We start from the raw sequence: 13,491 nt of genomic DNA on the forward strand, positions 1-13,491 counted from the left end.
AACTATTGTAGTTAATGCAGTAGAAGCAAAAAGAGCCAAAGATAATTTTTTCAATTTCATAAGTTTCATCCAATTAACGCGCTGGAGTTAACGTAATTGTCTTAACAGCAATACCGTTGTAGTTCAGATAAGAACGTGGATGCTCAACAATAGTAACTGTCGCAATGAAGCGGTGAGTCTCTTTAGGTTGTTTGTCACCTAAAAAGAATTGAGTAGTGATAGGAACACGAACAGTCCAACTAGGTTCTGCAGCATGTAAATCACGGTTTTCGATTTGTGGAACATCAGTAGCAGTAGTTCGCATCGTTAGGTTGTTTTGTACGATTGTGCCAACTGTTTGTGATTGAGCGATTTGCTTCATCAATGAATCTTTACCGCCCTCAGTGAAATACATTGAACCAGCATTGTTAATAACGTCACGCCAGTTCAAGAAATCAAAGTTGTAGACAGAAAGTATTGCACTCTTACCGAATTCAGAAATAACAACGTCAGTAACGCGAGGGTTTTTTGATGCTTCGATTGGACAGATAACCGAGTTATCTACTGTTTGAACAGCTTTAACTTTAGGGTATGCATTAAAGGCAGCAAAAATAATCATCGCAAGAACAGCACTCACGATAAAAGCGAAAAACACGAAAACAAGCCATCGTCTTAACTTTGCAATCTCCTTATCTTTTTCATCCACCTGTTTTCTTAGCCAAAGACTAGGATCACAAGAACCTATTTCAGCGTTTTCATTAGATTTGTCTTTAGACACAACAGCACTCCTATTTCGCTGGCTGATATATAACAGATGGAATTGGACGATCTGATTTAGAGCTAAGCACACACTTAACTGGTGTGCCGTCATCAAAAACCATAGATTCGAAATCTGTTGTGGTGAGTTTAAAAGCCACAAAACTAAGCGTTGTTAAAACGGTTAAAATGCACAATGAGGCAAACGTACCAACCAACACTCTTAAAAGCCTTGCGTATTTTCTTTTACCTATTATTGATACTTCAGCGTAAGGAGAGCCCCATGTTGAAGTAGTCAAATTAGTTTTAGAGTTATCCATTTAGTCAATCACTAAACCCGACTTTAATTCGTCCTTATAATAGTCGGTATTAAACTCATTTGCTATATTAAGATCAAAATAATAAAAGGTATCTAGGTTATTAGCTAAAAGTGTTTTAACAAATTCATGGCTACCATTAACGTTTTCAATAGAATCTAAAGTAGGCTTTATACTAAAACCACTATGGCCTCTCCACTTTCGCCCATAAAAGTTAGAAGCAGTATCTTTACCAGCATGTCCAAAAGCACCAGCTATCACAAACTTATCAATACCCTTTACCTTAGCATTTGCAATACATTGATGCCTTGTACTGTATAAAGTAGGTCGTTGATCTTCATTAGTTAAAACCTTGCCTCTAAGTTTAAAGTAATTGATATAACTTAAACGTAAACGCTCTTGCAGTATTTTAATAAAAGTCTGTTTTTCATCCCATCCAAAGGTATAGCCACTACTTTTATTTAAACTAGATACCTTTCTCACATACCTATTTAGCAAGTTCCAGTAAAGGTATATCTTTTCTTGATCTTCATGTTTAAGGTCATCAAGTATTAAATACCTTTTAAGTCCATTAGCCCGACCATGTGTAGCCTTGCCATTTTCCACAATCATGATCAGTTTTGGTCCTTTTACTGCACAACAGAATGAAACGGAAAACCACTCAACAGGACGCAATCCAACAACAAGATTGGCATCAACAAAAGCAACCATCATCCGATCAAACTCACTAACCCTAGTGTTACTCTCGTTCTTATGTTCGAATTCTCTTACCAAGTAGTTGTAAAACGTGCGTTCAAAGTACTTTGTTTTCAGCTCAGAAGTACGCTTAGGTTTGTCCTTGTTAGCTGTATATTTTGTGTTAATGATTCTTAAATATAGTTCTTCTAAAAAATATTCATCAAAACCAGCATCTATATCTTCATCATTAATAGAGCCATTATTTAGCTCATTAAGCTTTAGACCGATTCCATATACTAAATATGCACGATATGTTCTAAATGTAGATTCCGCATAATATCCATTTTCAGATTTAGTTTTAAATTCAGAATATATGTTTTCATATAACATTTTTAAATCTAGCTCTGAACTATCTAAATGTTTATCAATCTTTTGCTTAAGCTCAATATCATATTTAGTCTTAGTAGAATACGGAAAATCTTCTATACGACTTGTATATTCTTTTAATGTCTTTGGATAGCTATTAGGATTCTCAAAACTGCTCACCACTACCACCCTTAATCCACATGCAAAACATGAGCACATACTACAACGTTAAACACCTTTCTAAAAGTACTCGTTAAAACGTTTTTCACTTTAAGCAAAATGTTTTTCACTTTTAAGCCCAATAAATGCAAATGTCTTTTTTGACTCCTCTCTTGTTAGTACAGTGGAAAAATTAAAAAAATGAAGTTGAGAAATCATAAAAACACAGTGGGCCTTTTTTACAGTGAAGTGCTTGATATGCGTAGTTTCAATAGTCTTTTGCCAGTGCTGATGCCTTAAATTTTTAGGGATAAATACGACTCTAAGCATATCATTATTGCAGTTTAATTGGTGTTTAAGGTGTAAAACTTTATATTTAAGATGCACAGCACTAAACCATAGGGTAGGTTTTTATAAGTAGCAGTTGTAATGTCTTTAAAGTTTTAAATTAGTAATGGTATATACCAAGATGCATTTTTTCTTCAAACAGTTTTTATCAATTTATTTAATATTAAAGAAGCTGACTTATAAATAAATTGCATTATCCACATTAATATTTTTATTGTTAATTAAAAAACTATATAAACATCTTTATTAATGTACTTCTATATTGTAAAATATAAATTACAGTATTAACAATATTTTAAGTAAAAAATAAACTAAATCTAGTTTGTTATTTTCTGTATAAAATTTATTCTAAAAAAAGAACAATAAAGATTATAAAAGATAATAAAAAGAAAGAATAAGACTATAAAGGATTATAAAAGACGTCTAGCAAACTATAAGAGCTCATTTACTCTCTACAATTGATTGAAAAAAGTACGTTGTATTTCCATTTCAGATAAGTACTACTAAAAAAAAGCATTGTTTTGGACAGACAATGCACCTAAAAAGAGTATTTTTTACAGATTTGTCTTGTTTAGGCCAGGTACGACTGCCTAAAGAACGGCCTTAGATATACGTTAAAGCTTATAAATTAGGTTTAAGCGAGTGTCTAAAAGTCGGCTTTATACCTTTTAAGGGTTTTTTTATAATTAATAAAGTGCATTTTAAAAGTTTTTAGACTAAAATCATTTTGTCTTTATACCCACTTAATCCGGAGTAAAAATGAAGTACAATAAAAAGCTTTTAAGCGTTCTTGCAATTGGTTTAATGATGTCTGGATGTGCTAGTCGTGATGTAACGCAATTAAACGTAGCAAGCCCTTTATCTATTATATCTGAAGCATCTCAAGAGGCTTTAATTGCACAACAGAATTTAAAGAACTCTACTGCAATTCAAATGCAAACTGCTCAGAAGAAACAAGGTAGCATCAACCATGACCTTTTAAATATCGACTACATAGGCGATCCAATACCTTTAATTAAAAGTATTTCTAGCCAATACGGATACCGTTTTGTAGAAGCTGGTCCTACCCATGAGCTTCCAATTGTTAATTTTAATAAAAAGCGTGTTACGGGTGTAGAAGCTTTACGCAATATTTCTGCATATTTAAATACTGCTTCGATAACTCTAGATCATCAAAATAAAAGTATTTTATTGACTTATAACTAACACCCTTTAAATCCTTTTATAAATATCTGGAGTTTTTATGGACTACTCTAATAATGCTTCATTACAAGAGCTACTAAACCCATCTAACCAGTCTTCTTTAGAAGTTCATGTTAGTAATGTTGAACAGCAAGCTCGTTATGAAGCCATGCTTGAATTGGTTAAGCAAAAAGGTATTAAGTTAGGGATCAATACGTATTTAAGCAACTCTCGTGAGGTCATCAAAAGCCAAGAGCGTAACCTTGATACAATCTTTAACTTTAAACCTTACATGATCAAAGGTGTTGTTGTTCCCCCGGTTATTATTGAATCAAAAGATGTAACTGAGACACCTAATGCCATGTCGTACAAGACGACTAAGCAGACTTATAAAATCTTGAAACAAGCTCGTTTCAGTACTCGTGCACCTGATTGGCGTCAGTACCTTGTTTTCCCTACACTTGATAGCAATGTTGATTACGTGACTTTCATTCCGAAAGAAATGTTACCAGCTAACGAACAAGAACGAAAAATATGGAAAGAGACTGCTGCTAAGTCTTATGAAATGGGTTTAGTTGAGGGCCGAAATATTGTTGAAGATGCAGTAGATCGTCTTAAACGAGATTATTTGGGGATGGTTACTTTCCATAAGTTTGTTTTAGAGGGCAAGTTATCAATGCCAGCAATTAGCAGTCAATCACTGGCTGTTACTTCTACACAAGACACTATTGCTCTTGATATGAAATTGCTTCAAATCCAACAATTACCGCAGTTCAATTCAAATATTGAAACTTGGAAACCAATTCTCCAACCTGAACAAATTGCACCTAGCTATCAAATTCCAAAAATTAACCTTGTTAGCGAACCTTAAGTTCGCTAACTCAATTGGAAGTTTTAAATGCAAATGAAGGTTTCGACATTAAAAGCAAAATCTGCATTATTTGATGTTAACAAGATTAAAGGATCTGAAAATAAGATTCTGACAGCTACCAAAGACATTCGCAAAGACTACGATTCTAGTCGTGGTTTTGGTTTGGCTACATTAACAGCCATAACGACATACAAAGATCCGAAACAAGGGTTTAAAAGTCGCGATGAATTTGAAAGTCTTCTATATGAAGCATTAGCTCATGGTGCTTCAGATATTTTCATTAGTCCAGATCGCCCCATCACAATGATGAAAGACTTGGACTTATATTCGTTAACACACCGTATTATCAATCGTGATGAAGCTTTACACATCCTAAGAACGATTGCTGATGAAAATGCCTACTTAGTCCTTATTAATAATAAGTTTATTAATAAGGCATATCGTATTCTGCAGAAAGACGCTTCAGGTAAGGAAACTCGTTATAACTTTCGTGTGAACGTATCTCGAACTTCGTATCGTGGATCTGGAGATTCTTTTCAGATAACGTTACGTACAATTTCTGGCATCCCCCCTCACTTTTCAAAAGTGGGTTTAGATGAAGATTTCATTAAAAGATCGCTACCTCACAATGGTTGCTACATCATCGGCGGTATCACTGGTTCTGGTAAAAGTACAACACTAGCTTCAAATATTCGCTATGTGTTGGAAAATAATACTCATATTCGTGGAAATATTTTAACTCACAACGAGCCTATCGAATACGAGTATGACGCAATTGAAAGCACACACAGTATTGTTAGTCAAAGCGAAATCCCCAATAACTTCGAGACTTTTGCGGATGCAAATAGAGAGGCGATGCGTAGACGTCCTGCTGCAGTTGAAATCGGTGAATTGCGAGATAAAGAAACAATTTCTGCAGCTCTAGAACTTTCTTTAACTGGCCACCCTGTTTTTGCAACGGTTCACGCAACCACAGTAGACAAAATTATTCCACGTATGTTGAAGCGCTTTAAGCATGAAGAACATCTTCAGGCTGCAGCTGACATTATTGGTTCAGTTTATACATTGATTGCTCAACGTCTTGTTAAAGATGTGAACGGCAAGGTATTTGCTGTAAGGGAACACTTAATTTTATCACCTCAACTTAAAGAACAATTGCTTTTAATTGATGATATTCATGATCAACAGAAGTTTATTCGAGAGTTAATGATTAATTCTGATGGTTCAGATCCAAACATCAGTAAGAGCTTCAGGAAACAAGCTGACGATCTACTCAAAGCTGGTCGTTTGCATGAAGACTACTATTACAAACTGATTTATTAAGAGGCGAATATGGATGATCAATATGCACACTGGTCGCAATTTAGATTAAATCTAATCCTATGGGGCGGTTTAAACGGATATTTGTTTATACCTTTTCTAGCTGTTGTTATTAAGTTTTCCTTATTCAAACTTATGCTTTTCATCGGCTTGATAGTAGCAACATTGGTTATTGAAAAAGTATTTAAATACAAATACAGCTATATCCCCTCTGCTCTTAGACGCTTAGTTTTTGGGGGCAATAAATACACTAGACGCGGTAGAAGACGTTACTCGTTGTAAATCTTGAAAAATTGAAAGGTAAACTTATGAAAAATACTCAAAATGAAAAACCAGCGATTGAAGAACGTTATATTGTTCTAGGTATTGATGATGGACATGGCGGTACAAAGCTTTATGCTGGTCTAGATCCAGATGGAAATGAAATCAAACTGACTATTCCTAGTATTGCTTATTCAGGAAAAGTCCTCACTGGCGAAGAGGAATCTACTGACTATTATGTGGTTAAAGTTAATGAAAACCTTTATACAGTTGGTAAGAAGATCAATAGTAGTGTTCCTCTAGATACCAGAACAGATGAATACCCGACATCTGAATATAACAAGGCACTAATACACCAGGCAATTAAGGCCTATATTGACCATATCGGAACATATGATGGTAGAGCGTTTGCAATCGCTACTTCACTTCCTGTTAGTCGCTATTACACACCTGAAAAAACCAAAAACATGCCACTTATTGATATGAAAACTAATTTTCTACTCAATGGTGATGTTTGCTACAACTTAAAAGATCATAAAGCTGGTAAACCGCTTAATATCATTAAAAGACATATTGTTAAATGTGAAGCTCAAACAGCTTATTTTAATGAGATTATTGATGTACACGGAAACGGGTCAGAAGATAGTGATCTTTTAATAAGTTCTGAATGTGCTGTAATCGATATTGGCGGTAAAACCACTGATATTGTAGTCACATTAGATGGAGGAAACATGCTTGATGGCCATCGTTCTACATCACGTAACCTTGGTATTCTTACCATCTATGAACGAATCACTAGCTTAATTCTTGAATCTGGCTATAAAACTGTTAACGCTAACTGGCTAGATTTCGCACTAAAATCTGGAAATTATGGTATAGGATCTCAAGCCAAAGATATTACAGGTTTAATTCAGCAAGCTAAAAACGAATTCATGATCGAATTAAATAACTTTATCTCTAAACAGATCGGTGGAGGAGATGATTTAGCATTAGTATTATTTTGTGGAGGCGGTGCAGCTTTTCTTGAAAAAGAGATTAAAGAAAAGTACGACTTACCGAACGTAAGAATCGCAGAATCACCAGAGTACGCCAATGCTAAAGGTTTATATAAGTTAGCTAAATACATGTATAAAATGTACGCAGAAATCAAATGACAGATTCAAACTACATACAACTATCCTATCAATTAATTCACTTAACAAGAGAAGATCTTGATGTGATTAGTAGTGTTAATAGAAATCTACCAGGTCTAGACTTAAACGCTTTTAGTTTAAGTCTGCTGTATTTGGGATTTATCTTTTGTACTGACAAGCAGAAGATTTTTCTAAATGCGCCAGTGCAAAATGAAATAGACGAGATGTTTGCACAGCCTGTACGAATGAAAATAGATAAAAATGCAAATCAAAAACTATTTAATTCAATTAAAAAACATCCTCAAGGAAAGCTTCGTAGAAATTACATAACTGCTGTTTTACATGCTGGTATAGCGGTTCTAATTGAGCTTTCATACCTTTATAAGTTGTATGAAGTTAATGAGGATATGGCAAGCCTATATTCTGTCAATTCTTTCCTATTAAGGTTTGGTTTAAGTACTTGTGTTGAAACATACACCAAGTTTAATACTGCTTACTATGTGTATGATATTGAATATCTTGAAAAAAAGTATCTTGATCATATCACCATACAAATACCAGAAAGTAGTAAGGAGAAAAGTGAACAATCACCTAAAAAGCCCGTAACTGATTCTATCAAGAGCAAGGAGGTTCCTGTTCAAAAAGCAGTTAAGATAAAGGAAGCTAAACATACTGAACATAAAAACATTCAGGACCACTCCCCTACCGTTGAAACATCTCAAAATACCGAAACATCCGAAATTAACAATGCTAAACCAAGTCAAAACGTATCTGAATCAAAACCAGTAACCAATCCAAGTAATTCGGATTGGCTTAACAAGACTTTTAATCCAGATCTATTATAAAAAAACCGGCAATGCCGGTTTTTTTCATTCAAAGTTTTGAAACTTCAATCATTCAAGCTCTTAAAAAACTCTTCAATTTTTCTAGCTTTCTCTTCTGTAATATCGGCATCCAAGGCTACTCGCAACTTAAGTACACTCTTACCTTTGGTACCACATTCAGAACTCATAGAACCAAATTTAACGCCCTTATCTGTTTTAAAATCGAATTTATTCTTACTCGATTGTTCTTCAGTAGTAGCTTCTTCAGTTTTTTCAGGCTTAGTCGCCTTATTTGCTTTTTCTTCTTCACTCAAAATAGCTATAAATCCTTTATGACGCTTGCCCGTGGATTTAAATTCTTCAACGTATTTATCCCATTCTGGTCTTAACAAGTCGAAAATTGCTTTTTCGGTTTTAGTTTCTAAAGCTTTATTTATTGCGGTATTCACTTCTTGAGCAATATATCCAGAAATTAGCTCAGGATCTTCGTTCAAAGAGTCCAAAATGAACTCAGGTAAGTCTAGAATATATTTGAGACGGAAATACTTCGACTTATCAATCGCAAATTTTTCAGTAACAAATTCATAACTTTCAAAAGGATAACCGAACTCTTCACATAATTGCTTGATTTTTAATATGCTTTCAAAATCTGTAAGATTATGTCTAGCAGTATTATCCAATAAAGCTGTTATAGCAGCTTTATCATCATTCATAGATGTTTTAACTAAAGCAGTAATTCTCTTTAGCTTTAAAATCTCTTTAATTGCTCTAAAACGTCTCTCACCAGCAATTAACTCGTAACGATTACCCTTCTGTCGAACAGTAATTGGGTTAATTTGTCCATTAATTTCTATATCAGCAGCCAAAATTGGCAACTTCTCATATACACGTTTATTCATGATACGTGGTTGATAAGGTGATGGATCAATTAAATCAATGTCGATTGATTCTAAATGAGATCCGCTAACAATATTTTTTGTTTCTCGCTTAGCTAGTGGGTTAAGACTCCCCTCTTCTATGGCTGGAGTCGCTGTATTTTCTTTTACATCAGTAACTTGAGCGTCACTCCCTGTTGCATTAGCAACAGGTGTTTTTTTCATGCTTTTTACTTTATCTTTAAAGTTCATATCAGCACCTTATAATTTTTTGTATTCAGAAACCATTAGATCTACAAGTTGATTAATTGCTTGTTTTGCTGGTGTTTCTTTTCCAGCATCCAGATCAAATACGGAACACTTAACATATGATGCTTGACTAAAAACCGTAGCATTTGGAATACAGATTAATTCCTTATTTACCAGTTTTTCTTGTAATTTTGGTTGAGCATATTCATTGCGAATATCTTCAGCCAAGGTAAGATCCACTGTATTACGCTTGTTATAAAAGTTTAGTACTGGCGATAGAATTTTTAAATCTGGATTGCTTGTCTCTAAATCATCCATAGAGTTAAGTATATCTTCCAAACCCTGAATACTGTATTCACCCTGTAATGGAATTAATAAACTGTTTGATGCTAACAAAGCATTAAAAGTTAAAGTTTCCATTCGCGGTGGACAATCTAACAAAATAAAGTCGAAATCCCCTTTTATCTTTCTTAATACACTTCTAATAATTTCATTAGGAACTGGACTAGAACGCTGAATATTGATCTCAACATCACGAATGTTTTTAGCACAAGGAATCAAAGATACATTTTCAAAGTTGGTTTTATCTGGACCTTGTATAACATCGTGGATGTTAATTGTTTTATAGTTTTCAAAAATATCTTTTAGAGTGCCATCTATATCGTCAATATCTGGAACATTTGAAATATGTTTTGTTGCATTACGTTGGCTATCTAAGTCGATTACTAAAACCGTATAACCTAATTTTCCAAGCTTAGCAGCACAATTCACTGTAGATGTTGTTTTGCCCACACCACCTTTAAAATGGATGCTTGTACAAATATAAGTTTTTCCTGAGTTCTTTTGCATTTTTCAATCACCTTTCAAGTAAAGTCAAACAATACAATATTTGAAAAATATTTAAAATACTTTTTCACTTTATTTTTAATATATTTTAACTTTTTCAATCTATATGCCTAACATGTGTCCATATCTTATGTGTTTTTCATTATCAGACTGATAACAGCTTTCGATTCCTAAGCGTGGTTTTTTTCATTATCAGGCTGATAACAGCTTTAGATTCCTTAGCGTGGTTTTTTCATTATCAGACTGATAACGGCTTTCGATTCTTAATCGTTGATTTTTTCATTATCAGACTGATAACAGCTTTAGATTCCTTAGCGTGGTTTTTTTCATTATCAGGCTGATAACAGCTTTAGATTCCTTAGCGTGGTTTTTTTCATTATCAGACTGATAACAGCTTTAGATTCCTAAGCGTGGTTTTTTTCATTATCAGGCTGATAACAGCTTTAGATTCCTTAGCGTGGTTTTTTTCATTATCAGACTGATAACAGCTTTCGATTCCTTAGCGTGGTTTTTTTCATTATCAGACTGATAACAGCTTTAGATTCCTAAGCGTGGTTTTTTTCATTATCAGGCTGATAACAGCTTTAGATTCCTTAGCGTGGTTTTTTTCATTATCAGACTGATAACAGCTTTCGATTCCTTAGCGTGGTTTTTTTCATTATCAGACTGATAACAGCTTTAGATTCCTAAGCGTGGTTTTTTTCATTATCAGGCTGATAACAGCTTTAGATTCCTTAGCGTGGTTTTTTTCATTATCAGACTGATAACAGCTTTCGATTCCTAATCGTTGATTTTTTCATTATCAGACTGATATCAGCTTTAGATTCCTAAGCGTGGTTTTTTCATTATCAGCTGATAATGGCTTTCGATTCTTAATCGTTGATTTTTTCATTATCAGACTGATAACGGCTTTAGATTCTTAATCGTTGGTTTTTTCATTATCAGACTGATAATGGCTTTCGATTCCTAATCGTGGTTTTTTCATTATCAGACTGATAACGGCTTTCGATTCTTAATCGTTGTTTTTCATTATCAGACTGATAATGGCTTTCGATTCCTAAGCGTGGTTTTTTTCATTATCAGGCTGATAACAGCTTTAGATTCCTTGGCGTGGTTTTTTCATTATCAGGCTGATAACAGCTTTCGATTCTTAATCGTTGATTTTTTCATTATCAGACTGATAACGGCTTTAGATTCTTAATCGTTGGTTTTTTCATTATCAGACTGATAATGGCTTTCGATTCCTAATCGTGGTTTTTTCATTATCAGACTGATAACAGGGGAGTTGCCAAGAAGAGGGGAGGGCTTACTACTACTTACAGTTAAACAAATGAGTAGACGTAGTGAAATGCACAACTGAAAATGATCTATATTAGCTGAGTAGGGGAGTGCCCTATTCACTAAAAAGACTACCAACAATATTTATAGAGAAATTTATAATATAGGCGATTAATACACTTAAATGTCTAGTAGGGGAGGGCTTCTTATTCATTCTTTTTAGTATTTGACCAAGAATACTGGCTTAGTGTTGAGGTTGACCTGATTTAAGCTTTAAAAGGTATTAAGTGTCACTTTAGTCAACATCTTAAAACCAAACTTAAAATCCTTAAAAGGTTTAAGGGGAATTAGATTAAAACCAATATTAACTATATAATACTCAACAATACACATATTAATAGGGTATAAAATGGCAGATCCAAAAGATAAGCTTGTACATGAGAATCATATTTATATATTTACTGTTGTTATGGTTTTAGTGGCTTTTTTGGCTGTATGGTTTGCTTATAAACCTCAAATTGTAGGGTTTTTAGTATACACAAAAGGCATTTTAATTATTCCTCTATGGTGGATACATAGCCTATTCAAAGCTATCGGGCTTAATTACGTACCTTTACTAAGTGAGTTGGTGTATTCAACAGAACACCTATGTAAACCAACAAACAATTGGCTTCCATTATTTTGTCAAAATAAGTTTAGCGAAGTCACTATTTTTCAAATTTCAAAAGCCAGTCAAGCATGGAATTTATTAATATTTTTGCTGGCAACACCTTGGATAAAGAAAGCTTATGACCGCTTCAACAGCGAGCATCCAGCACGGGGCTTTATCAAAAGCATGAACCTAGAAGAGTTCATAGAGGAACAAATTCCAAACCAAAGACACTTACAGGTTTTTGGTCCATTAGACTTGTCAAAATATGATACGAACAATGGTCATTTTAAAGCGCTTGATTCAACTTATGAGTTTGCAAATAGGCATGAGTTAATTACAGGAACAAAAGAGCGCCTTGTGAACATTACAATCAACGGAGTAACGAAAGAATATAATGATAAAAGCGAAACAGTACCTATCATAGATGAAGAGAAGTTTTTAAATGTCTTACGTGCACAACTAGGGGATCTTTGGATAACCCTTGATAGTTCAAAAGAAACAACACCCGATGAATTATCGTATTTATCCGATGTTGATACAATTTTGCTAGCTTTGTATTTACCAGTAGCATGTGCGACTGATGAATCTATGGATGATGAAGAGTTCCGTAAAATCAAAAAAGATTCAACAACATTAATTAATTACTATTGGGATATTTGCACAAAAAATATACCTAGCAACCCATTGTTTACAATTGAAAATCAGTATGTTGAGGGCGATCGTAAGCTTGTAGGGTTTAATTTTGACTTCCTTAGAAAAAGAATTCACAAATACATTAAACATCCCGTTGCTACTAAGATTTTTAATAACCATGCATATGTAAGAACTATTTTGTGTGAGGTTGTATTAACAGCAAGACAGCTAGGTGTAATGCCACCAACAGATATACGCTGGTTAAAACTATACAATCGAACTGCATACGCATTCATACAGAATATTGGTAGACCGTCTTTGTTTAGTGAGGGTTTAGGTCCAATCTCGCATTATCTAATTGAGGTGAAATTAGGGAAGCCATTAGAAGAGCCAGACTTTAACATTGGTCTTGTTGGTTTTGAATACGAATTATTGAGTTTTGCCATGACTGAAGCTAGACAAAAAGCTGCTGAAGATGTAAACAGTATTATTCGAGTAGTAGAGTTTACGGACAAGGAATTAAACAACGGATCTTATAACTCTAAAAACAATTATAAAGATGATTTTAAGTATAGTGATGATCATGTTTTTGATATGGTGAGTGTAGAAATACCACAGGATGAAATACAAAAAAACAAGCAAAAAGGGTTTTAGTCTTATACTTATAAGTTATAATTGACCGGTATTAAAACACCGGTCTTTTTTATTTAACTATTTTTTTAAAACCATATTTTAACTATACTATTAAAACATGGCTTAAAAGG

The 13,491-nt window shown here is 33.9% G+C and carries 12 protein-coding genes; 7 read left to right on the forward strand and 5 right to left on the reverse strand.

Annotated elements, in window-relative coordinates:
- Positions 1 to 73: 73 nt before the first annotated feature.
- The 3 genes from ACFN7Z_RS17785 to ACFN7Z_RS17795 are packed head-to-tail and all read right to left on the reverse strand — an operon-like array spanning position 74 to position 2,276.
- The gene (locus ACFN7Z_RS17785; protein WP_005005897.1) at positions 74 to 757 is read right to left on the reverse strand and encodes a DotI/IcmL family type IV secretion protein; all 684 of its coding nucleotides are present in this window, start codon (positions 755 to 757) and stop codon (positions 74 to 76) included.
- A gap of 10 nt (positions 758 to 767) precedes the next feature.
- A complete protein-coding gene (locus ACFN7Z_RS17790) occupies positions 768 to 1,055 on the reverse strand; it encodes a hypothetical protein (protein WP_032055042.1) in 288 nt (95 codons plus the stop codon).
- Positions 1,056 to 2,276, reverse strand: a complete 1,221-nt coding sequence (locus ACFN7Z_RS17795; RefSeq protein ID WP_227518656.1) for a hypothetical protein — start codon at positions 2,274 to 2,276, stop codon at positions 1,056 to 1,058.
- Between the two features lie 1,086 nt (positions 2,277 to 3,362).
- On the opposite strand from ACFN7Z_RS17795, the gene ACFN7Z_RS17800 reads away from it, so the two are divergent.
- The 6 genes from ACFN7Z_RS17800 to ACFN7Z_RS17825 are packed head-to-tail and all read left to right on the forward strand — an operon-like array spanning position 3,363 to position 8,215.
- The gene (locus tag ACFN7Z_RS17800; protein WP_032055044.1) at positions 3,363 to 3,809 is read left to right on the forward strand and encodes a DotD/TraH family lipoprotein; all 447 of its coding nucleotides are present in this window, start codon (positions 3,363 to 3,365) and stop codon (positions 3,807 to 3,809) included.
- A gap of 37 nt (positions 3,810 to 3,846) precedes the next feature.
- Positions 3,847 to 4,656 (forward strand): type IV secretory system conjugative DNA transfer family protein, encoded by an 810-nt coding sequence (locus ACFN7Z_RS17805; RefSeq protein ID WP_005005889.1) that lies wholly within the window; start codon positions 3,847 to 3,849, stop codon positions 4,654 to 4,656.
- Between the two features lie 27 nt (positions 4,657 to 4,683).
- Positions 4,684 to 5,979, forward strand: coding sequence for an ATPase, T2SS/T4P/T4SS family (locus tag ACFN7Z_RS17810; protein ID WP_032055045.1), 1,296 nt, complete (start codon positions 4,684 to 4,686; stop codon positions 5,977 to 5,979).
- Between the two features lie 9 nt (positions 5,980 to 5,988).
- Positions 5,989 to 6,258, forward strand: coding sequence for a hypothetical protein (locus ACFN7Z_RS17815; protein WP_005005884.1), 270 nt, complete (start codon positions 5,989 to 5,991; stop codon positions 6,256 to 6,258).
- 26 nt (positions 6,259 to 6,284) lie between these two features.
- Positions 6,285 to 7,391: a ParM/StbA family protein gene (locus ACFN7Z_RS17820; RefSeq protein ID WP_032055046.1), complete on the forward strand. Its 1,107-nt coding sequence runs from the start codon at positions 6,285 to 6,287 to the stop codon at positions 7,389 to 7,391.
- Complete coding sequence (locus ACFN7Z_RS17825) at positions 7,388 to 8,215, forward strand: hypothetical protein (RefSeq protein ID WP_005005878.1); 828 nt, start codon at positions 7,388 to 7,390, stop codon at positions 8,213 to 8,215. Before ACFN7Z_RS17820 ends, ACFN7Z_RS17825 begins: the two co-directional genes overlap by 4 nt.
- Positions 8,216 to 8,259: 44 nt before the next feature.
- Here ACFN7Z_RS17825 and ACFN7Z_RS17830 read toward each other — a convergent pair whose 3' ends face one another.
- Together ACFN7Z_RS17830 and ACFN7Z_RS17835 are read right to left on the reverse strand one after the other, a co-directional pair.
- Positions 8,260 to 9,321 (reverse strand): ParB/RepB/Spo0J family partition protein, encoded by a 1,062-nt coding sequence (locus ACFN7Z_RS17830; RefSeq protein WP_005005876.1) that lies wholly within the window; start codon positions 9,319 to 9,321, stop codon positions 8,260 to 8,262.
- A gap of 9 nt (positions 9,322 to 9,330) precedes the next feature.
- The gene (locus ACFN7Z_RS17835) at positions 9,331 to 10,167 is read right to left on the reverse strand and encodes a ParA family protein (RefSeq protein WP_032055048.1); all 837 of its coding nucleotides are present in this window, start codon (positions 10,165 to 10,167) and stop codon (positions 9,331 to 9,333) included.
- 1,684 nt (positions 10,168 to 11,851) lie between these two features.
- Between ACFN7Z_RS17835 and ACFN7Z_RS17840 the strand changes: the two genes are divergently transcribed.
- Positions 11,852 to 13,381, forward strand: coding sequence for a hypothetical protein (locus ACFN7Z_RS17840; RefSeq protein ID WP_227557108.1), 1,530 nt, complete (start codon positions 11,852 to 11,854; stop codon positions 13,379 to 13,381).
- Positions 13,382 to 13,491 lie beyond the last annotated feature (110 nt).

The sequence above is a fragment of the Acinetobacter sp. P1332 genome (genome assembly GCF_044057475.1).
Taxonomy (GTDB): Bacteria; Pseudomonadota; Gammaproteobacteria; order Pseudomonadales; family Moraxellaceae; genus Acinetobacter; species Acinetobacter johnsonii.